Origin of the sequence: Pedobacter chitinilyticus, assembly GCF_003313385.1 — a bacterium.
Lineage (GTDB): Bacteria > Bacteroidota > Bacteroidia > Sphingobacteriales > Sphingobacteriaceae > Pedobacter > Pedobacter chitinilyticus.
Genome location: NZ_QMHN01000001.1, coordinates 393,453 through 415,231, shown reverse-complemented (window position 1 = coordinate 415,231; position 21,779 = coordinate 393,453). Strand labels below are relative to the sequence as shown.

Sequence of the window (21,779 nt, the reverse complement as noted above, 5' to 3'; positions counted from 1 at the left end):
CTTTACTTTACATGAAAAAATTGATACTTGGGGCATTCATATGCCCCATTATTTTTACCGCCTGTCAATCTTCTTCGGGAGAAAAAAGCTTAAGTGCGACCACCGAAGCCACCGATACTTCATTTGTTACAGCAACACCCACTACCGACACTTTAAAAACGGCTGATGCAGCGACTATTTTAGCTAGAAAAGAAGTGCCAGTATTGTGTTATCACCAAATAAGAGAATGGTTACCTAGTGATGGGAATCGAGCAAAGGATGACATCATCTCTCCTACTAAGTTTAAAGAACACGTTAAAATGTTGGCGGATAGTGGTTATCAATCGATACTTCCCGACCAGCTTTATGACTATTTGGTTTATGGTAAAGCACTTCCAAAAAAACCAATTATGTTCACTTTCGATGATACTGATTTGGACCAATTTACCGTGGCTTATCCTACTTTAAAGCAATACGGTTTTAAAGGTGTTTATTTCATCATGACGGTTTCTATTGGCAAAAAAGGAAGAATTGCCTACATGAATGCTCAACAAATCAAGGAACTTTCTGATCAGGGCAATGTGATTGCCAGTCATACCTACGACCATAAGAACTTTGCTAAATTTAACGAGGAGGATTGGAAAACACAAATTGACGAGCCTACTCAAAAGCTGGAAAAAATCACAGGCAAAAAGATTGAATACTTTGCTTACCCTTACGGTGTTTACAAGAGTAGTTCGTTACCAAAACTAAAGGAACACGGTTTCAAAGCCGCTTTCATCCTCTCTACCAAAAGAGACGAAAATTATCCTTTATACACCATTAGGAGAATTATTGACCCAGGGAATTACACGGCCAGAAATCTATTGCATAGCATTAAAAAGAGTTTTAAGTAAAACGATTATTAATGAAATGAAAAAGGCTCAAACTTAAATGGTTTGAGCCTTTTTATTTGTGCTACCCTTCTTAATACTTCGCTGCAAATTCTGCTGCGAAATCAGCAATCTTGATGGTACCTGTTACTGGAGAACCTTGTTTTTCGAAATCATCTGTCAATTTATGACTGTTGATTCCCTGTCCCATTTCTGTATAAAGAGCTGCCATTTCTTGTGGTAAACCTGCTTGTTGCATCCCTTCTAGCGCTTGTTCATCTGTAAATTGAACCCATGGTAAATTTGAAATGCCAACTGCACTCCCTAACACCTTAGCATAGTTTTTAGGTTGTTGCACATCACTTACGATGTATCTCACGTTTTTTCCAGTCACAGCTGTATTCAACTCTTCGGCCGCAGCTACCGCAATATCTTTTGGATGTACCAATGGCAAATTAGCTTCTGACGAATAATTACCACCCATGATCTGCGCATGCTTCACCAACGGAATATCATTGAAAAAATTGGTGTAGAAATATCCAGCTCTTAAAAAAGTAACATCCACATTTTGCAGTTCTCTATATATTGCCTCAATGTGGTGTAAGCCTAAAATTGGACCCGTTCCATTATCATAATCAGCCCCTACACTGCTTAACATCACCACTTTATTTACACCTGCTTGAACAAAGGCCTCAGCAAAAGCTTTTCCTGCGTTAACGGTATTTTGGATAATATTTGTACCACCCAAATTTGGAGGTGTCATGGCAAAAACAGCGTCAGCTCCTACAAATGCTTTGCTCAAAAAAGCCACATCACTTACCGATCCTACTGCCGCGTTTGCACCCAAAGCTTCAATATCCGCTGTTCTATCTGCATTGCTTGTCACTACCGTAACATTATGTCCTTGTGCTACTAAAATTTTAGTCAGGTTACTACCTATATTTCCGAGAGAACCTGTAATGGTTATTTTTTTCATTTTCCTTTTGTTTAATAATAAGACAAAGCTACATTTGTACTTACTTTTAGACAAGTACTTACCCCAAAGTATGTATCATGGCACAAATCAAAGAGAGCTCTACCATTCAGGAAAACAAGAAATATGCCTTAGAAAAATGTCCCGTAACTTATGTGATGGAAAAAATAGGCGGTTATTGGAAACCGATTATCATGTACCATTTGATTGGAGAGCAAAAAAGGTATAGTGAGTTAAGAAGAGCGATTCCTGCTATTTCAGAGAAGATGCTGATTCAACATTTGAAGCAATTAGAGCAAGACCAACTTATTATTAGAAATGCGAGACCTGAGGTGCCACCTTATGTGACTTACCATTTAAGTAACGCTGGAAATGGCTTGGTGCCTATTATTACTTCCATGGCCGAGTGGGCTTTTAGGGATATCAATGGCGATTTTAAATAGCTTAGATGAACCACATAGGCACATAGTAAATTTAATACTATAATAATGTCCTATGTGTCTATGTGGTTATATTTTTCTTTAATAACTGCTAAGCGATTTCTTGAATAAGATAGGTTTTTCCGTTAAAGAATACTTGCTCTCCCACTGCCTTTCCAATCAACAATTTGCCAATAGGTGATGCTACTGAAATAGCGAAATAGGTTTTACCTTCCAACTGTAATTGACCTGCGCTGATACTGATGTAAAAACTCCCTTGATTGGTGATGACCAAACTACCATTTCGAGCAGTTTCTGAACTTCCAATGTCTTTTAACGATTGCAGGATGGCCTTTTGCTGTTGTGCATCAGCCAGTAGCTGTTTGTTGCGATTAATGTCCTGTTGGGCCATCTCACGCCCTGTTTCAAACTTGTCTCCTGCGCTACTTTTGGTATCGTCCTGACTGGCTTGCTGGGCTTGTAACAAAGCTTCGTTGGCAGTAGCAATACGCTGTTCAACAAAATTTAAGCAAAGCTGATAGAGTTCGTTTTTTAATTGCATCAAGTAGTTGTTTGGTTGGTTAGGAGCTACAGCAGGGAAGCACATTAAACACGCTCCCTTGCTGATTCTCATTGCTATAAAAGATGTACTATCCTTCTATCCATTTCACCTTATCGGCCATTGGCGTACGGTTAGCTTCACGTTGCTCGGCATTATGGTAGCCCATGTAAAATAAGCCATAGCATTTCTCATTTTCGGCCAAACCTAAAAAGTCTCCTAAGTGGTCAATCAATGGCGGCGAACTCCAGTAAGCACCCACATTTAAAGATTCTGCGGTTAAGGCCATGTTTTGTACAGCACAACCTACTGCTGCAATTTCTTCCCAATTTGGCAACTTATCCTCATGAAACTGGATATTGATGGCTAAAATTACTTCAGCCTGCGATGTTTTTTGTCCAAAACTGTCGTATTTTTTCTGAAGGAACTTTTCGGCTGGAACCGTTTCTTTATAAATCCTACCCAACTCGGCACCCAGTTTAGCTTTACCTTCTTTTCTGATGACCGTGAAACGCCAAGGCTGGGTTAATTTATGGGTTGGGGCATAATTGGCACTTTCTAAAATCTGCTCAATTACGGATGTAGGAATTTCCTGTTGGGTGTAACTTTCAGGAAAAATGCTTCTCCTGTTCTTTATAATCGTTGATAAAATTTCTGCTTTTGAACTCATTTTCAAAAATAACATTTTACGAACAGCATTAATGTTTAGCATTTGTAAAATTGAAAAATCTTATTATTTGAATAATATTTATTGAAAAACAATAAATATTTATTTATATTTGAAATATAAATTTTAAACTCATAACAATGTCGAAAACAAATAACTTCGTATTCTGGGCCTTATACATTGTTGCTTGGCTCATTTTTGTAGGCTTGGCCATTGAAGCGGGAGGTTTAGTCGTAAATTTCTTTTTTAGCCTGTATAAGCCAGAATTTGTTCAAAACCTTTATCAGAAGTTGGACTTATCTGAAATATATAATGATAGTAAATTAGTCTTTTTTAATATTTATAGCTTCATTCTGATCATTTCAATCTTAAAAGCTTACCTATTTTACGTAGTTATCAGGCTAATGCATAAAATGGATTTATCAAAGCCTTTTAATACTTTTGTGGCGAAACAAATTTCACAAATTAGTTACTTTACCATTTCAATTGGACTATTAAGTTATATTGCCAGACATTTAGTTAAAAATTTAATGCACCACGGTTTTATCGTCGACAACTTAAACCAATTTTGGACGGACAGTCAGGCTTTTATTTTAATGGGAGCTGTAATTTATATTATTGCTACCATTTTCAAAAAAGGAGTAGAAATCCAAAATGAAATTGATTTAACTGTATAAACTATGGCAATCATTGTAAATTTAGATGTAATGATGGCAAAGCGAAAGATGTCGTTAAACGAACTTTCCGAAAAAGTAGACCTTACCCTTTCCAATCTTTCAATTTTAAAAACAGGAAAGGCAAAAGCAGTACGTTTTAGCACTTTAGAAGCCATTTGTAAAGCTTTGAACTGTCAGCCAGGAGATATTTTGGAGTACGTAGAAGAGTAGTTACTTTATTTTGAACCTGAGTTCGATAATTATTGATTTGGTTTTTAAAGATATACATTGTTTTCTGTGCAGCAGACCCTGAAATAAATTACCTTCGGTTAGCTCGCCAAGGCTCGGTTTACTGCATAGCTTTCCGCTTCGCTGCAGGTCAGCATCAGTTTTTGTCCAATTTTAATTATTGAATCAGGTATTAATCAACTAAAATACCTTTGCGTTCTTGGCGTAACTCTTATTTTCCTTTGCGGTGAGTATTTTTTCTTGGTGTTTAATTTTACCGCAAAGTTTTTTGAAGTTCTCGCAAAGTATCGCAAAGGCAAATCACCTCAGTTCGATAATTTTTCCCATGAAAATATTGGCTTAGTTGCGCCAGGTGTAAGCTCAACGTCATGCTGAATTTTCCAGTAGCTTTTATTGATTTTGGCCTTCAAGAACGCTTTGCTGTTTATTTTACTGCGCAGCTTTCCGCTTCGCTACAGGTTAGCATCAGCTTTTAACGCAGCTTTTGTCCAATTCTAATTATTGAATTCAAGCTTTCAGCTGCTTTCTGATTTGCTTCACCTTTGCAAAAAAGGCGATGCTTTCCTTATCCACCAAATAATCCATCGTTTGCAAAAGTTCTTCTTTAATCCATGGATGAATAGTGGTGAAATTAGCCAGAATATTTAAGCAATGTGATTTGATAGCTACGGGCACTTGTTCGTCAATTAACCACTGGAAAGTGGTTTCTACCAGCTTCTCTGTATCATAATTCATCAACATTTCCTTTATTTCTGGCAATGCATTCTTTTTACTGAGCAGTGCCAATATTTTCGAGTAGTGCCTGCGTGCCGATAAATTGTTTTGCTTCGAAAAGCCATCGAGGAAATAAGCGACAAATGGTACAAAGTTACTAGGATTGTTCTCGTATATATTCTCTAAAATCCAAGCTGCCCTAAAAGCGATTTTCTCCTCTGGATGAAAAGTAAGGTCAATCACTTCTTTAATGGCTGCCTCATTTTGCATAGAGATCGTGGCCAGTTTGGTGACCTTGCTTTTTTGTAGGGTTGTTTTTATTTCGTTAATCAATTGCTCGTTCATCGCTATAACGAAATTAACAATTGTAAGCTTGCTGCAGAAAAAGAGTTTTAAAAAAGCAAGTTTCGGATTTAATAAACGACTTACTGTAGGGATATTTGTATAAATTTAAAGCACATGAAAACGCAACAACAGCTGAACTACGAAAGAGTAGCCAAAGCGATTGACTATATCAGTACGCATTTTAAGAATCAACCTGATTTAGAGGAAGTAGCCGAAAATGTGAACTTGAGTCCTTTCCACTTTCAACGTTTATTTACGGAATGGGCGGGCACCAGCCCAAAAAAATTCCTACAGTATGTAAGTGTAAGCTATGCCAAACGTTTATTGCAAACGGAACAGGCCAATTTGTTTGATGTGGCCTTTGAAACGGGACTTTCTGGCACCAGCAGGCTGCATGATTTATTCGTGAATATTGAGGGAATGACTCCTGCTGAATATAAAAACGGCGGCGCCGAGCTCGTTATCAACTATAGTTTTACGAGCAGCCATTTTGGAAATTTGCTGGTAGCCTCTACGGCTAAAGGAGTTTGTTATATGGCTTTTTATGAAGATGAAAATCAGGCATTGGAGCTATTGAAAGCTAAATTTCCGAATGCAAATTATAAACAGCACTTAGATGCAATGCAACAAAATGCGCTATTCATTTTCCAGAACGACTGGTCGAAATTGCAGGATGTAAAGCTGCATTTAAAAGGGACTGATTTTCAGTTAAAGGTTTGGGAAACGTTACTTAAAATCCCTATGGGTAAACTTTCTACCTACGGCCAAATTGCCAATGAACTGGGAAATCCGAATGCGTCAAGAGCGGTAGGTACTGCCATCGGTAGTAATCCCATTGCCTTTCTGATTCCATGTCATCGTGTAATACAGGGCAACGGCTCTTTTAGTGGTTATATGTGGGGCACTACGCGTAAAACGGCCATTATTGGATGGGAACAGGCTTTTGTGAAGGAAGGGACTGGTGGTTAGGAGCTAGGAGCTAGGAATTAGGGGTTAGGGGTTAGGAGCTAGGGATTTGATAAGTCCGTTAAGTATTTTCGCGATTTCTTCCGCTCTTAAAAGAAGTGCTTTAAATCTGATTTCGTCTATATAGTTTAACCTTAAGGCGAGATAAAGCATTGATTTCACTTCACTATTGGATGCTAAAGCGATGTAAGAGAACCTTCTAAATTCTGGATTTGTACCCCTATCAAATCCTTCAGCAAGATTATTTGAAATAGAAATACAAGCTCTACAAATTTGGTTTTTGAAATCCCAATCGTTATTATTTTTAAAATCTTTATAAATAACCACAGCAAAGTCTTGCGCTTTTTGCCAAGCTATCATATCTTCAAAACATTTAATAGCCATAGATCGTATTAGTTTATCATAAGTAAATTTGAAAATAACAAATTATGTCTTATTTGCCAACAACTAATCCCTAACTCCTAGCTCCTAACCCCTAATTCCTAGAAACTAATTCCTATCTCCTACCCCCTAACAATGGACCTATTCAACAACCAACCTCCTGCTTCCTTCAACCTCCTTCCAAAAGAGGGAACGGTGAACTACTACGGCAAGGTTTTCAGTAAAGCAGAAGCTGATTTCTTTTACCGTCATCTGCTTGAAAATATTGTTTGGGAAAACGATCAGGCGGTAATTTTCGGGAAATTGATTGTCACCAAAAGAAAAGTAGCTTGGTATGGAGAAAGACCATTTGAGTACACTTATTCAAACATCACTAAAACTGCTTTGCCTTGGACACCCGAGCTTCTTCAACTGAAACAGCAAATTGAACTCGTTTCGGGTGAGACCTTTAATTCTTGTTTATTAAACCTTTATCACAATGGCTGCGAGGGAATGGCTTGGCATAGCGACGGAGAAAAAGACCTGAAAAAGAATGGCGCCATTGCCTCGGTAAGCTTTGGTGTAGAGCGTAAATTTTCATTCAAGCACAAGGTAGACAAAACCAATATTTCGCTTTATCTGGAACACGGCAGTTTATTGATGATGAAAGGTACTACGCAAACGCATTGGTTACATCGCTTACCTCCCACCAAAAAAGCACATACACCAAGAATAAATTTAACTTTTAGAACAATTGTAGAAGTTTAGTGATTGCGCAGCTTATTCATCTTTGCTTTTTCACCACTGCTGTAATTGGTTGTTTTTGCGTTACTTTCCTTCTTTTGCTGAAACGCTGCCTCCCTAAAAGCTTCTTCTTCTGCCTGCTGACGCTCTAGCTCTTTTGCTCGTTTGGTTTTTTGCTTGGTCGCTTTACCGACATCCTCAATTTTGAGGTCTTCAGGCAATTCAGCTTCTTCCAATTTATGGCCAATGGCTTGTTCTATTTTACGAAGTTGAGGCAATTCTAAATCAGTGATAAAATTCAAGGCAACCAAATCCACCTCATCCTTTTTAATGACTCTGTTAATGTAAAGCATTTTATCTTCAGGTAGCTCAAAATGAATGATAAAAGGGATATTGGTCAAACTTGCTTCGTCGTAGTTTTCGTTGGCTACAATAAGCACGCGGGCCTTTTCATTTATTTTAAATGCCTCTAAACTTTCAAAGCCTGCTTCATCAAAAAATAGGGGTTTATAAACAAATATATCTTCGGCTTTGCCATCAAATAAGTCTTTTGACAAGGTTTGGGCGGTCAATCGGGTATTTACAAAAACCACCACCTTATCAAACACCTCTGTATCCTTCAATAACAAATTAAGCAAGTTCAGTTTGGTACGGAAATTAGGTACTTGATAGATCAATTGAGGATAAGTTTCCACCTTTGTTTCCGATAGTTCTTCTACCTCAATGGTGGTAGGCATGAACATAAAATCGGCAATCATTTTATCCAATCTGTCGTGCATTACTTCCGTAAACACCAAGTGCTGACATTTTTGGATGCTGTTTGCCAGCTCGTTAATGGGCAATTGCAAACCTTGTTTCACCATATCGGCCGCATCATCAACCACCATCATCTGGATTTTATTAGTATTCAGCCCCAGTTTAAGGTAAATAGCCCTAGCTCTGGAAGGAATAGCCACTACAATATCTACCCCATCGGTCAATTCTTCTACCTGCTCATCAATAGACTGGTCGGCATGAATACCTACAATGTTGAAAGTGCTGTTTTTGTTCAATTGGTTGAAATACTCCAGCACCTCTAACACTTTTTCCTTAGAAGGAACCAAGATAAGTGCCCTTGGTGCATCGCCTCCGCCTGTTTTTAAGCGCATTAAAGTGGCCAATACATAAGTGGTGGTTTTACCACTTCCTTCGGGGCCAATGGCAATAATGTCTTGTCCGCCTAAAATACGGGACATGGTTTTTAATTGCATTTCCTTTGCCGACAAATGACCCAATGCACTCATGGTTGACACCAATGGCTTACTTAACTTTAACTGCTCTAACGACACGCTTAAAAATTTAATTGAGGGACAAATTTACGGATATTAATTGTTTAACAGAAAAATAAGGCTTTTACCAAATTTATTGCAGCAGGTGTAGCGTTTTTGAAAATGCATACGTATGGGTGTGGATTAACCGATTTTATTTACGTTGTGCGAATGGTATTTAACATCATTTTGTACGAAAAAGAGGTATATAGCTTATTTTTATAGCCCTAAGAGAAATTATTTTAGCCAAAACAACCGTAGTGCATGCGTGAAAAGCAAGGCCTTAATGAGCTGATATCTTACTGCAAACAGGGAAACCTTCGTTATCAGGAATTGCTGTACAAACAGTTTTATGGCTACGCTTTGGGTATTTGCATTCGCTATTTGAATAACCGAGATGATGCCTTGGAAGCGGCCAACGATAGTTTCATCAAAGTGTTCAAATCCATAGGCAGTTTTAATGAGGAAAATGATTTCAAACCTTGGTTCAGAAAGATTTTGGTAAATACTTCCTTAGACCATAAAAGAAAATCGATGCGTTTTAGTGAAGCTTTGGAGCTTACCGACACTATTCCGCAAAGCATCCATACCTCCGTGATTGACAAACTTAGCGCTCAAGATATTTTGGCACTAATGAAACATTTAAACGAATTGCAGCGTACCGTTTTCAACCTTTACGAAATTGACGGCTACTCGCATAAAGAAATAAGCAGCATGCTTAACATCCCTGAAAGTTCTTCGAGAACGTATTTAACCAGGGCAAAGCAGGCTTTACAACAATTATTGGCAACCCACTCCATTTACACAAGATAAAAGAGCGATGAAAGCGAGTGACGAAGAACTAATAGAACAAATAAAAGTCGTTTTCGACGATTACGACGACGGTCTGAGCGAACAGGGCTGGGCCGACTTACGCAAGAAATTCCCTGAAAAGGAAAACAAAAAGCTGCCCATTTGGTGGTTAAGTGGCATTGCTGCGAGCTTACTTTTGGTGATGGGGTTATATTTTGGAGAGGTGTTTAACACCAGCAAATCGATTTTACAAAACGCTAAAAACAAAAAAACCGAAACGCCTTCAACCATCCATAGCGACCACATTAGCCCTCAAAATGATTCGATTACTGAAAATCATGTAGCGACGGTTGAAAATCCACCTTTGGTACCAAAACCAACGCAACAAGCTACACTACCTAGCGAGCAGGTGATTACCGAAAATCCGCTTATTGCCAGCAACATTGCAGTTAGTGAGAAACAGCCCGATAAAAATGTAGTTTCTCCTGTAGAAACTACCAAAAACAATCTGCCAACAACAGCAGTAGTAGTGGATAATGGCAGTATGGTCACCAACACTAAAGTTGAAAATAACCAAGTTGCAGGAATAGCTCAAGGTGAGGCCCCTAAAAACACTGTAGAAAAGGAAACGCCGCCAAAGAAATTATCTACCGAAGATTTTTTGAACAAGGAAAGCCAAAAGCTAGCGAGCAATAACAATAAAAACTTAGAAAAAAATAGCAGCTCAAAAACAACCTTAGATGTTTATACGGGAACTTTCTTTAATTACCACGACAACAATGAAGCCAAATTAAGTGCTGGTGTTGGTTTAAATGCCAATGTGAAAGTCACCAAAAATCTTGTATTTAGCTTTGGTGCGGGCATTAGCCAAAACAAAGTAAGTTATGAGAATAAGGTTCCAATGGAAGTTTCTACTTCAATGTTTGCGGCTAGAGATAACGCCATGAGTTTAGCACCTTCTTCTACCGTTTATTCGGCTACCGCTACTAATGATGTGAGCTTTAACGGACAACTGCTCACCATTGACTTACCTATGGCGGTGAAATTTTACCCAACTAAAAAGCAGGATTTCTATATTTCTACAGGGATTAACTCTACCTCCTATCTTTCGCAGAAATACACCTACAATTATAGCTGGAGTAATTTCCAAGTTAAAAATGGAGAGGCGCAACAGCGACAAGAAACTGAGAAAAGCTCTTTGAGAGGCTTCGACTTTGCCAATAGCGCCATTATTGCCATTGGGATTAACCAAAACCTAGGCAGAAACACTTTGATTTTTGAACCTTATTATAAACCTGCATTAGGGACAATGGGTGATAAGAACTTAAGAATTAGCTCGGCTGGGCTTAACCTGAAATTTAATTTTAACGGTTCAAAAAAATAAATACTCCCAAATAGCGTATTTATCCAAAATTTTTGATACAAAAAGCTAAAATCATTTAAACTATGTAAGTTTATCTTATCAATTAAACTTACATATTGTAAAATGAAAAAAATCATACTTAACCTATTCCTTTTAGGTTTTGGAGGAACAGTTTTAGCACAAGACGCTATTACTTACCAAACACCGTCGAAAGTGATGGCAGATTTGTTATTGGCTAAACCCACTCCAGGGGTTAGTATTGATAGCAAAGCAGAATGGATTTTGTTTAGCGAACGTAATCCTTATCCTTCTATTGAAGAATTGGCCATGCCCGAATACAAAATTGCAGGCATGCGTATCAATCCAAACAATTACTCGCCAAGCCGTCAAACTTTTGTAAACAGCTTTAGCTTAAAAAATATCAAAACGGGAAAAACCAGCCCTGTTACTGGTCTTCCTGCTACTTTATATGCAGGTAATACCCGTTGGAACCCAAGCCAAACCAAAATTGCCTTTACCCAAACCGCTCCAGATAGAATTGACCTTTATGTGATTGATGTGGCTACTGCAAAAGCTACCAAAATCAACAAGCAACCTTTAAATGCTATTTTGGGTGCTGGCTTGGTATGGGTAGACGACAATACTTTGATTTATCAAGTAGCGACCAAACCTGCAAGTGCTGCGCCAAAACGCCCGTTAGCACCAAAAGGCCCAACCGTACAAGAAAACTTAGGTAAAGTAGCACCAAGTGCTACCATCCAAGATTTAATTAAGTCGCCATATGATGAGCAGTTATTTGAGTTTTTTGCCACTTCTCAATTGGTACAAAACAAAGCTGGTGTAGAAACCCCGATAGGTGCGCCTGCTATTTATAGCTCAGTAAGCTTATCGCCAGACAAAAACTACATGATGGTACGTACCATTAAAAAGCCATTCTCTTATTTAGTAGCTGCTTATGGTTTCCCATCAACGGTTAAAGTGATTGATAGAGCGGGAAAAACCGTTAAGGTATTAGCAGAATTGCCTTCTAGCGAAGTTCGCCCTTCAGGTTACGACAACGTACAAAATGTTCCTCGTGGTTTTGATTGGAGAGATGACGAAGCTGCTTCTGTGGTTTGGGCACAACCCTTAGATAGTGGTTTAATCAAGAAAAACGTAGAATTTCATGATGCTGTTTATGAATTAAAAGCACCATTTACTGGCGCAAATAAAGAACTTTTCAAAACCAAAACCCGTTTTGCTGGAGTAAGCTGGGGAAATGCCAATTTAGCTTTGGTTAGAGAAATTTCTAGAATTAAGCAAAGTAGTAAAGTAAGTCTTTTCAACCCTACAACAGGTAGTTTAGAAACCCTTTACGAGCTCAACACTACTGATGCTTACAATAATCCAGGTACGCCAGTAACCGAGAAAAACAAATTTGGTCGTCAGGTCATTTTAACGACCGACAATGGCACCAAACTTTTGTTGAACAACCCAACTGGTGCTTCTCCTAAAGGCGATTTACCTTTCTTAGCCAAATTCGACTTAAAAACTAAGAAATCAGAAATTTTATGGCGTTGTCAAGAAGGCACTTTTGAAGTGGTTACCGATGTGTTAGACCCTCAAAAACTGGTATTGCTAACGCGTAAAGAAAGTAAAACCGAAGTACCTAACTATTTCGTTAAAAACTTAATGCTTCGTGTAGCGGATAGACAAATCACCAACTTCACCAATCCATATACCGCTTTAGATGGCGTTAGTAAACAAAAAATCTCTTACAAACGTGCTGATGGTATTGACTTAACTGGTGATTTATACTTGCCAAAAGGTTACAACAAAGAGAAAGACGGACCACTTCCTGTATTGATATGGGCTTACCCACGTGAGTTTAACTCGGCAAGTGATGCGGCTCAAATTAGAGGTTCTGAAAATAAATTCATCACCATCAGCTCTGGCGGGCCGATCTTTTATGTCACTCAAGGTTATGCCGTATTGGATAATGCTGAAATGCCAATTGTTGCTAAAGATGGCAAAAAACCTAACGATTCATTTGTGGAGCAGTTGAAACTGAATGCTGAAGCTGCCATTAACAAATTAAGCGAAATGGGTGTTGGTGATAGAAACAGAATGGCTGTGGGTGGTCATAGCTACGGTGCTTTCATGACAGCAAACTTATTGGCACACACCAATTTGTTCAAAGCAGGTATTGCTCGCAGTGGTGCTTACAACAGAACGTTGACGCCTTTCGGTTTCCAAAATGAAGACCGTACTTACTGGCAAGCGCCACAATTGTACTATGAAATGAGTCCATTTAGCTATGCCGATAAAATTAAAACCCCTATCCTATTGATTCACGGTGAAATGGATGATAACCAAGGTACTTTCCCAATCAATAGCGAGCGTTTGTTTAATGCCATTAAAGGTCATGGCGGCACTACTCGTTTTGTTTACCTACCTTATGAGGCACATGGTTACAGAGCTAAAGAAAATATCTTACATATGATTTGGGAAACCAACAAATGGTTAGATACTTATGTTAAAAATGCTAAACCAACAGCAGCAAAATAATTAATCATTTGTATATTTAAAGGGCGGTGGAAACACTGCCCTTTTTTATTTAAACCATTTGATTATTCATGAACCATCCCCTCTCTCCAAAACTTCTACTTTTTATCCTGATTTCCTGCTTTTCCTTTACTGCTATTGCCCAAAAGCCTAGCAAATTTAAAGTCATTGCATTTTTTACTGGGAAAAACGACATGGCGCATGTAAGCTATGTAAAGGAGGCCAATCAGTGGTTTCCAGCAATGGCCAGAAAGTATCATTTTGAGTATGACACTACGAGTAATTGGAGTAACATGAACACCAATTTCTTGGCAAAATATCAGGTAGTGCTTTTTCTAGATACCAGACCAGAAGACATTGCCCAACGCAAAGCTTTTGAAAACTATATGAAAGATGGTGGGGCATGGATGGGCTTTCACTTCTCCGCTTTTGCGCTTAATCAATCGGCTTATTCACAAAATTGGGATTGGTACCATGATGAGTTTTTAGGTTCTGGTCAATATAAAGGCAATACCTGGCGACCTACTTCGGCTATTTTGGCCGTTAATGCAAAGCACGACGCTACTAAAAATCTACCTAAAACCTTTAAATCGCAGCCTAATGAGTGGTACAAATGGGAAAAGAACTTGCGCACCAATCCAAATATCACGGTATTACTTAGCGTAGATTCGACCAGCTTTCCATTAGGCACAGGTCCTAAAGCGCATGAAATATGGCATCAGGGCGATTACCCCGTGGCGTGGACCAATAAAAACTACAAAATGATTTACGTAAACATGGGACATAATGATATGGACTATGAACACAAGTATGGCAAAGACGTGAAAACCTTATCACATACTTTTAACAATGAGCAGCAAAACCAATTCATCATCAATGGTTTGTTGTGGCTTGGAAAGCAAAAAAAGTAATTCATCAATCGCCATTATTTAACCGCAGCCTTTTATATTTGCTACACTATGGACAAAATATTAGAAATCATTAGAGCTAGCCGCAAAGCATTGCTATTCTTAATTGAAGATTTAACCACCGAACAACTGAACAAAATCCCTATTGGTTTTAACAATAATTTGGCTTGGCAAATGGGCCACTTAATTGTTAGCCAACAATTGTTATGCTACAAGTTAAGCAACAATGCGTTGATGATAGACCCTAGTTTAGTAGAGAAATACAGGAACGGTTCTAAACCCGAGAGTTTCATTTCGGCAGAAGAAATAGCACAACTTAAACACGATTTATTAGCGCTTATTGATCAGCTGGAAAGCGATTTAGCGACAGACAAGTTCAACAACTACTTTCCTTACACCATTAGTACCTACAAAGGCCTCAAGCTGGAAAGCGTTCAAGACGCTGTAAAGTTTATTGCTTCTCATGATGGCTTACATTATGGCTGTAGTTTGATGATGAAAAAACTGGTGTAATTAACCATCGGATTTCCTATTGCCCAGCCCCGAGTAGAACATTCTGTGCTTTTCATTTGTTAACTAAGCAAATCAAAACCTCATAACAGATGAACATCACAGGAAATACAAAGGGCGGCAATACCGAATCAGAAAAAACAGACCACAGCATTAAACCTCTAAAAAGCATTAAAAATGAAATTTTTGAGGTAAAAACAAAAAAGGTGAAAACCAAAAACCCTGCAAAGCAACGCGAAGAAAGCGAGCAACCCGTGCATCCTATTAAAAAAGCACCAAAGGATTAAAGTTTATTAGCGCACAAATTGCTATATTAGGCTTAACCACAAACAGCTCGTCGATGATTGTTAGAAAGCCTTATTCTTCTTTATTTCTATTTTTTTTATTCTTTTTTGGGCTAATCAATACCACTCATTTAGCTCATGGCCAAAAACCTAAGGATACGGTTAACCGAAATTCGGACCTTGATGTTGCGCTATTAATACGTGACCAACAGCAAGCCAATGTGGATTCGCTGCTAAAGGAACGTTTAGAGAGGGAACTGATTGCCGCTAGCGGTAATGTGAAGAAAACCTTCGAGCTAGAGAAAAAACTAAGGGAAATTGAAAGAACAGATTCGCTACGAAAATTATCACAGTTACAGGAAATTGCCAGTTTAAAAAAAACAACAAAGGGCTATCCCGTAGTCTTAAATCTCGACACCCTCTTTTACATTTACACCCGCACAGGTTCCTTTGACGCCAAGGAAAGAGCGCAAGCCATTTCAGAGAAAATCAACAAAATATATGAGGATGCTTTCTACAATCCTGACTCTTTACGCATCAACTCGTTAAACGATAGTCATGATATCATCTATAAGAAAAAGCTCATTATTTTAACCGTTGGCAACTTAGATGGACTATGGCTTGGGAAAAGTAATGCAGCGCTGGCCAAAGATTACCTCAACATTATCAAGAACGGGGTAGAAAGCGAGAAAAAATCACATAGCTTAATCAATTGGGCTAAGCGGATTGGGCTATCGCTATTGGTGATTTTAATGTTGATTGTTATTATTAAAGTTACCAACTATTTCTTCCGAAAAACCGCCAACTACATTGTTAATCAAAAAATTCTGTTGGGCAATGGGCTGGTCATCAAAAAAACGCAAATCCTATCTCCTAAATATCTCGAAGGAATTCTACTAAAAATCAATAGCATTGTAAAGATCATTGTCATTCTTTTGGTGATTTATCTTTCCTTGCCGCTGCTTTTTAGCATTTTCCCTGAAACCGAAGGCTGGACCAACACGCTGCTTAAATGGATCTTAAGTCCAATTAAAGGCGCTACTAAAGCTATTGTCGATTACCTTCCCAATTTATTCACCATCATTGTGGTGTACTATATTTTCAAGTACATTTTAAAGGCTATCAAGTTTTTCTTCCGCGAAATTAGGGTGGGCAATGTCAAAATAAAAGGCTTTCACCAAGATTGGGCAATGCCTACTTTCAATATCCTGAAGGTCATTTTATATGCCTTTATGTTAGTGATTATTTTCCCTTATTTACCTGGTTCCAGTTCACCTGCATTTCAAGGGGTTTCCGTTTTCTTGGGCATACTCCTTTCCTTGGGTTCTTCAAGTGCGACCAGCAATTTAGTGGCAGGTTTGGTGATTACCTATATGAGACCGTTTAAGCTTGGCGATAGGGTTAAAATAGGCGACGTTACGGGCGACGTGATTGAAAAAACCATGCTGGTTACCCGTATCAGAACCATTAAAAATGAAGACGTTACGGTTCCCAATTCCATGGTATTATCGGCCAGTACTGTAAATTACTCCGCCAGAACAAAAAATAATGAACCTGGGCTAATTCTTCATTACACGGTAACCATTGGGTATGATGTTCCGTGGAAACAGGTATACGAACTTTTAACCAATGCCGCCTTAGCTACTGTCCATATCGAAAAAGAACCAGCACCTTTTGTTTTACAAACCGACCTTGACGATTTCAGTATTGGATACCAAATTAACGCCTATACTTTGCAAGCTAATTTGCAAGCAGGTATTTACAGCAATTTAATGGAGAACATTCAGGATGAATTTAACAAAGCTGGGGTCGAAATCTTATCTCCAAATTACAATGTCATTCGTAAGGAAGAAAAATAAAAAAGGTCGGTTTTTATAAAGCCGACCCTTCGGAAAACAATTGGATCATCCTTCATTTTCTTTTCGAAACCGTTTATTGAACGGACCCAGTTTTACTGAATAGACCCAATTCCCCTTTCCATCCGAAGGGCTTTTTCTTCCTTTTCCAAGACCATTTATTCCTTTTCCGAGACCATTTATTCCTTTTCCAAGACCATTTATTCTTTTTCTAAGGCCATTTATTCTTTTTCCAAGACCATTTATTCCTTTTCCAAGGCCATTTATTCTTTTTCCAAGACCATTTATTCCTTTTCCAAGACCATTTATTCCTTTTCCAAGACCATTTATTCCTTTTCTAAGACCATTTATTCCTTTTCTAAGGGCCTTTCTTGCTTTGCAAAACGCCTATTTTAATACTATGCAAGCATAATATAGTACACTCATAGTACTCTATCCCTACTTAAACCCTACTTAAGCCCTACTTAAAAGGTAGCTTTGATGGGGCTAAAGGCACAGGAAATTTGTATTTGATGGTAGCCTATAGGTGATTACTTCAATCTCGCTGTAGAATAAGTTTTGCAAAAAACGTGTTTACCGCTTAAAGTCTATCAGATATTGTTAAAAGTTGCACTTGCAGCAATGCCCGAAACCGAAATAGATCATATTCTTATTTCAAAAATTCATCTTAAATGATGAGTATAGATGGTCATTGGCGGTGAGTAATTCGAACAATTTTGTCGAAGAATTAATTGAAATTGGAGTTTTTCGAAAGTTCTTGAAAAGATAAAATGAATATTGGATTTTCATATTAAATATTTGTGACATATAATCATTAACCTAGCGGTATAAAACGATTGTTGAACTAGATACCAAGTAACAGAATTGCCATATTGATTTATTCTCATCACTTTGATCCTCCATAGGTTTATTTATACGAATATTTCAAATAGTTTTATTCAAGTTTAATAAGGTATGATGAGCCCTAGCCATATTTCGTCATTTACTACATCCTCCGATTCTTGAAAATGTTTATATGTTATTTACCCACCTATACAGGGAATTTTAGAATGGAATGTCAGTATCTTCTGTAGCTTTCTCTTTGAGAATCAAAGGCAGCGGTTTTAACTCCTTAACTCCATTGACGATATGAAAATGACCCGCATGATTGAGAACTTTATCGAATAAACGGTATAGGCTCCTGGTCGTTTCAATTTCGTTACCAAGTGATAGGTTGTGTAAAATTGATTGAAAATAAGGTGCTGATATTTCATCCACGGCTAGGTTATCCTTTCTGAATTTCAGTTGCTGTGCCCATACTTTTGGAACTTTGCCCGTTTTCCATACCATAAGATCCACATACCCTATACGTTTGGTTTCTATCGATTTTTTGGCAATGGTCACATGAATTTTCATCAGGTCATAGAATTTATGCACGAAATTGGGTTTTGTTTCAATATCGTTTAGAGTCCATTTCAAAACTGGAGGACCTATGGGCAAATCCAGTTCTTCGTCTACGTTGTCAAGCTCTCCATCATAATTTTCCATAAGCTGGAAGTTTATCTTCCGAATTTCCGAATTAGAAGCGAATGCAACAGACATACCCTGTGTAGTATAAAGCTTTATGGTGGAAGTTCTGCGATCTACTGTTGCAATAAATAACGGCAGCTGCAGATCCTTCAGCCATTTTACTTGGTCACCTTCGAATGAAACCTCAGTTATTGACGCCGATTTTATAGATACAAAAAAAGAATCTTCTGCAATGTATTTATAGCCGTCATATTTTTTGATAAGGGTAGAGACAACGTCGATCCCTACGTCTTCTGTACGAGGAATTGGGGCTACCAAAGCAACGGATTGCAGTAGCAATATACCAAGTTGTTCAGCAAGGTCCCCAGAACGCAAATTGATTCCTCTAAAAGCAGGCATATATGATCTTTTTTAAAAATAAAAAAACTTAATGTGGTCTTATCCGTTCTTATGCTTTGTACAGAATAGTTTGGATAATAATTGGAGTATTTTCTCTCCGTTAAATTAGTTATTGTTGGTTTATATAAAAATAATACTCAATCAGGAACACCAAGCTCTCTGGTTTCCCATACAAAAAAACAAAAAACCTTTACCCTCCCATAAATTTAATTGCCAATACTTCACTCAAGGAACATCACTATCGGGTTTAGCTTGTTTGATTAGTAACCGGATCTTCCTTTCCTTCTACTACCACCAGATCATACCTTTCTAGCTCTTGATAAATAATTATCATTTCTGCATTCAACTGCTTAATGTATTCCTTACAGATGTGATAGTACATATCCTCTTTATCGTCATTTAGTTGAAATTGGATTAAACCATTTTTTAAATCCTTGATAATCAAGTTAAATATACTCTTGATATTATTAGGATTGTCCTCAGTTAAAATGATCTCAAAACTGCTTGTATGTCCTTGCAGTACAAGCTTGCTCTGGTCAGTTTGTCTTTTGATTGTCGCTGTTTTAGTTTCCATAGATTTTACCCCTTTCTCCGAAGGCCGATTTGCCTCCTTCTAGTGTTTTCATGCTGATTTCTTTCCAGTCCAGTTCAGCTCTGGAAGTATTAATGCACTTTAATTTATTGAAAAACGGATTTCCCGTCATAGTGTAATATAGGCCATTTTCCCTCAGCCGATAAATGGAATTGTAGGGTAAAGTCCTGACGGCAATATTGGCATCATGAGTAGCAATGATCACTTTTTTACCTAAAAGAGCCTTTTCTTTGATGATGGGGACAATCACATCGTTGATGTAATCATTACCGAGACTTTTCTCTGGTTCGTCAATGAGATAAATTTCCTTATCTTCTGTCAGTTCTTTATGCAAGAGGATCATTGAAGACTCTCCATTTGAAGGATTATATAAATTTCCGTTCAGAACAAAAACTCGGTTGAACTGAAGTAGATCACTTATGTTCCGGATATGTTCTATACCGTCAATATGTTTTAAATCGGCTATTTTCTCAAACAGCTCATTGCTGTATACGTGCCTCGAAATCGAGATAATATTATTAGCAAAGTCCTTTTGTGGAGTTTTATTTATATTTTTAACGGTCTCATATGCACCGTTTACGAATGATCCATTTTGGATCATCAGGCTGGTTTTGCAGTAAAGTTTTCCTTTTTCACCCAGATCTCCAGCATAATCCTCAATGGACGCAATAGAAGTGTTGATGGCTAGGTTTATCTTTCTAATGTTTTGCTCAATCTTTATCCTGTTCCTAGCATAATCGATAAACCCTGTTCCAGTTGGCTTCTGTGGGATACCTGTTTTCTTTGCGATTTCCTGATTGAATATGCTGACTATCTGGTTTAATAACTTCAAACTGCTAGCCTCTAAAAATTGATTGTCGATTTTCACTTTCAGACTAAGTAAAATCCGCTCTAAGACATCAATTAGTTCTTCTATTAATTCTTTTTCAATAAGATCTCCAACTAAGGTATTGTCGGATAGAAATTCCTTAAAAGCCTTGAATTCTTGCAGGATTCTACTTACTTCATCCAGCGCCCTTGCGGCCCCCGCTTCATCAATATGGTTTATGGTTTTTATTTTGAGCTTCTGGGAAATCTTATTAGTCTCCTCACCAGAAAAATGCTGCCTGTATTTTCCTAGACTGGTAATAGCCACTTCGGTAGCAGTTTTGATAAATTCAATCTCCGTTACGCACTCATCAACTCCGAAGTCGCTTACATCAGCGTTAAAATTTTGGCCGCGCAAATTGAACACATCGTTTACATGTCTATCGTTTGACATATAAACGCTGGTGGTATAACCGATACTATTATAATATGCCGATAGACTTTTTAAAATATCTGTTTTTCCTGTCCCTTTGGATCCGAACAGTATATTGATATCATTGTAAATATCTAGATTCATGATTTCCCCTGCCCCAAAGGGGGCAATGGTGACTTTATCACAAGTTTTCTTTTGCAGAATCGTATTTATCGTTGCCTCGTTCTTATCCAAAAGGAGACAGAACTGCTCAAAGCTGTCAACTGGTAGACGCAAATCGGGCAGGCCTTGGGATAAAACTTCATAGTCATTCCAATCCTGAATATCTGAACCGTAAATTGAGTTATGGCCATGGCTAATGAAAATACCAGCGGAAATGGAATTTGCGGCCTCTTTAATCACTCTCTTGGGATTACTGATGAGAGCGGACAAAACCCCTAGCTCCACATCTCCCAAGTTTGGTGTTTTATTCATGTAATGCGCAATATAAATGCAATCTAAATCTTCGAAATTTTCGACAGTAGCTGCAATGGAAATGGCGAAAGTATTCGGATTTTGTCCAGCTAGTATGCTTTCGCAACGTTGATTAAAAGCCTCCACATTTTTAGGGTTCGCTATAACTAGTAAATGGGCACGCTTGGAATTTTCTTGGATATCCAGTTCAATACCTGGCCAAATCTGACAGACATCCTTTACAGAATCGCTGATTTCCTTGTATTGATCAATATCAAAATGGTTGTGATTAGTTATAGCCAATATCCTAACCTCAGTTGATCTGATAATCTCATTAAAGCGATCAGCCGTAACATTTCTAGTATCTGCATCTCCAGTTTTTACTTTTTTAGTATGAACGTGAATATCTATTTTCATTTTAATTATTTTTTATACTTGAGTCATTCTAATTCCTATAGACTCTTGCTGTGAATACTTTAATCTGCACATACACAATTATCGTAAAAAATGAAATCAGAA

22 protein-coding genes are annotated in these 21,779 nt (G+C 37.9%); 13 read left to right on the top strand and 9 right to left on the bottom strand.

Features of this window, described 5'->3' with window-relative positions; all coding sequences use genetic code 11:
* The first annotated feature begins 11 nt into the window (after positions 1-11).
* Positions 12-875 carry a polysaccharide deacetylase family protein gene (locus tag DUT70_RS01745; RefSeq protein ID WP_113645579.1) on the top strand — a complete coding sequence of 288 codons (864 nt, stop codon included), beginning with the start codon at positions 12-14 and terminating at the stop codon, positions 873-875.
* A 70-nt stretch (positions 876-945) separates the two neighbouring features.
* Here the strand turns inward: DUT70_RS01745 and DUT70_RS01740 are convergent, their stop codons facing one another.
* Positions 946-1,827, bottom strand: coding sequence for an NmrA family NAD(P)-binding protein (locus DUT70_RS01740; RefSeq protein WP_113645578.1), 882 nt, complete (start codon positions 1,825-1,827; stop codon positions 946-948).
* 77 nt (positions 1,828-1,904) lie between these two features.
* Between DUT70_RS01740 and DUT70_RS01735 the strand changes: the two genes are divergently transcribed.
* Entirely contained in the window at positions 1,905-2,267 is a 363-nt protein-coding gene (locus tag DUT70_RS01735; RefSeq protein WP_113645577.1) for a winged helix-turn-helix transcriptional regulator, read from the top strand.
* Positions 2,268-2,355: 88 nt separating this feature from the next.
* Here DUT70_RS01735 and DUT70_RS01730 read toward each other — a convergent pair whose 3' ends face one another.
* Positions 2,356-2,877, bottom strand: a complete 522-nt coding sequence (locus DUT70_RS01730) for a GreA/GreB family elongation factor (RefSeq protein ID WP_240431994.1) — start codon at positions 2,875-2,877, stop codon at positions 2,356-2,358.
* Between the two features lie 16 nt (positions 2,878-2,893).
* Positions 2,894-3,472 (bottom strand): nitroreductase family protein, encoded by a 579-nt coding sequence (locus tag DUT70_RS01725; RefSeq protein ID WP_113646527.1) that lies wholly within the window; start codon positions 3,470-3,472, stop codon positions 2,894-2,896.
* A 137-nt stretch (positions 3,473-3,609) separates the two neighbouring features.
* Here DUT70_RS01725 and DUT70_RS01720 point away from each other — a divergent pair, with 137 nt between their 5' ends.
* Positions 3,610-4,146, top strand: a complete 537-nt coding sequence (locus DUT70_RS01720) for a DUF2975 domain-containing protein (protein WP_113645576.1) — start codon at positions 3,610-3,612, stop codon at positions 4,144-4,146.
* Positions 4,147-4,149: 3 nt separating this feature from the next.
* The gene (locus DUT70_RS01715; RefSeq protein WP_113645575.1) at positions 4,150-4,356 is read left to right on the top strand and encodes a helix-turn-helix domain-containing protein; all 207 of its coding nucleotides are present in this window, start codon (positions 4,150-4,152) and stop codon (positions 4,354-4,356) included.
* A 525-nt stretch (positions 4,357-4,881) separates the two neighbouring features.
* Here DUT70_RS01715 and DUT70_RS01710 read toward each other — a convergent pair.
* Complete coding sequence (locus DUT70_RS01710; protein ID WP_113645574.1) at positions 4,882-5,433, bottom strand: hypothetical protein; 552 nt, start codon at positions 5,431-5,433, stop codon at positions 4,882-4,884.
* A gap of 114 nt (positions 5,434-5,547) precedes the next feature.
* Between DUT70_RS01710 and DUT70_RS01705 the strand changes: the two genes are divergently transcribed.
* Positions 5,548-6,402 carry a bifunctional helix-turn-helix domain-containing protein/methylated-DNA--[protein]-cysteine S-methyltransferase gene (locus DUT70_RS01705; RefSeq protein WP_113645573.1) on the top strand — a complete coding sequence of 285 codons (855 nt, stop codon included), beginning with the start codon at positions 5,548-5,550 and terminating at the stop codon, positions 6,400-6,402.
* Between the two features lie 24 nt (positions 6,403-6,426).
* On the opposite strand, the gene DUT70_RS01700 is transcribed toward DUT70_RS01705, so the two are convergent.
* Positions 6,427-6,783 carry a four helix bundle protein gene (locus DUT70_RS01700; protein ID WP_113645572.1) on the bottom strand — a complete coding sequence of 119 codons (357 nt, stop codon included), beginning with the start codon at positions 6,781-6,783 and terminating at the stop codon, positions 6,427-6,429.
* Positions 6,784-6,915: 132 nt separating this feature from the next.
* Between DUT70_RS01700 and DUT70_RS01695 the strand changes: the two genes are divergently transcribed.
* On the top strand, positions 6,916-7,527 hold the full coding sequence (locus DUT70_RS01695) for an alpha-ketoglutarate-dependent dioxygenase AlkB family protein (protein ID WP_113645571.1): 612 nt from the start codon (positions 6,916-6,918) through the stop codon (positions 7,525-7,527).
* On the opposite strand, the gene DUT70_RS01690 is transcribed toward DUT70_RS01695, so the two are convergent.
* A complete protein-coding gene (locus tag DUT70_RS01690; RefSeq protein WP_113645570.1) occupies positions 7,524-8,831 on the bottom strand; it encodes a DEAD/DEAH box helicase in 1,308 nt (435 codons plus the stop codon). The genes DUT70_RS01695 and DUT70_RS01690 overlap by 4 nt on opposite strands.
* Before the next feature lie 243 nt (positions 8,832-9,074).
* On the opposite strand from DUT70_RS01690, the gene DUT70_RS01685 reads away from it, so the two are divergent.
* From DUT70_RS01685 to DUT70_RS01655, 7 genes are all read left to right on the top strand, one after another.
* On the top strand, positions 9,075-9,623 hold the full coding sequence (locus tag DUT70_RS01685; protein ID WP_113645569.1) for an RNA polymerase sigma factor: 549 nt from the start codon (positions 9,075-9,077) through the stop codon (positions 9,621-9,623).
* Between the two features lie 7 nt (positions 9,624-9,630).
* Positions 9,631-10,986, top strand: coding sequence for a hypothetical protein (locus tag DUT70_RS01680; protein ID WP_113645568.1), 1,356 nt, complete (start codon positions 9,631-9,633; stop codon positions 10,984-10,986).
* Between the two features lie 102 nt (positions 10,987-11,088).
* Positions 11,089-13,512: a S9 family peptidase gene (locus DUT70_RS01675; RefSeq protein ID WP_113645567.1), complete on the top strand. Its 2,424-nt coding sequence runs from the start codon at positions 11,089-11,091 to the stop codon at positions 13,510-13,512.
* 68 nt (positions 13,513-13,580) lie between these two features.
* Positions 13,581-14,420: a ThuA domain-containing protein gene (locus DUT70_RS01670; protein ID WP_113645566.1), complete on the top strand. Its 840-nt coding sequence runs from the start codon at positions 13,581-13,583 to the stop codon at positions 14,418-14,420.
* Positions 14,421-14,468: 48 nt separating this feature from the next.
* On the top strand, positions 14,469-14,930 hold the full coding sequence (locus DUT70_RS01665; protein WP_113645565.1) for a DinB family protein: 462 nt from the start codon (positions 14,469-14,471) through the stop codon (positions 14,928-14,930).
* A gap of 89 nt (positions 14,931-15,019) precedes the next feature.
* Positions 15,020-15,214, top strand: a complete 195-nt coding sequence (locus DUT70_RS01660; RefSeq protein WP_113645564.1) for a hypothetical protein — start codon at positions 15,020-15,022, stop codon at positions 15,212-15,214.
* A 53-nt stretch (positions 15,215-15,267) separates the two neighbouring features.
* The gene (locus DUT70_RS01655; protein WP_113645563.1) at positions 15,268-17,070 is read left to right on the top strand and encodes a mechanosensitive ion channel family protein; all 1,803 of its coding nucleotides are present in this window, start codon (positions 15,268-15,270) and stop codon (positions 17,068-17,070) included.
* 1,041 nt (positions 17,071-18,111) lie between these two features.
* On the opposite strand, the gene DUT70_RS01650 is transcribed toward DUT70_RS01655, so the two are convergent.
* From DUT70_RS01650 to DUT70_RS01640, 3 genes are all read right to left on the bottom strand, one after another.
* Positions 18,112-18,975: a hypothetical protein gene (locus tag DUT70_RS01650; RefSeq protein ID WP_113645562.1), complete on the bottom strand. Its 864-nt coding sequence runs from the start codon at positions 18,973-18,975 to the stop codon at positions 18,112-18,114.
* A gap of 247 nt (positions 18,976-19,222) precedes the next feature.
* Positions 19,223-19,549: a hypothetical protein gene (locus tag DUT70_RS01645; protein ID WP_113645561.1), complete on the bottom strand. Its 327-nt coding sequence runs from the start codon at positions 19,547-19,549 to the stop codon at positions 19,223-19,225.
* Positions 19,539-21,677 carry a hypothetical protein gene (locus tag DUT70_RS01640; protein WP_113645560.1) on the bottom strand — a complete coding sequence of 713 codons (2,139 nt, stop codon included), beginning with the start codon at positions 21,675-21,677 and terminating at the stop codon, positions 19,539-19,541. Before DUT70_RS01640 ends, DUT70_RS01645 begins: the two co-directional genes overlap by 11 nt.
* Positions 21,678-21,779 lie beyond the last annotated feature (102 nt).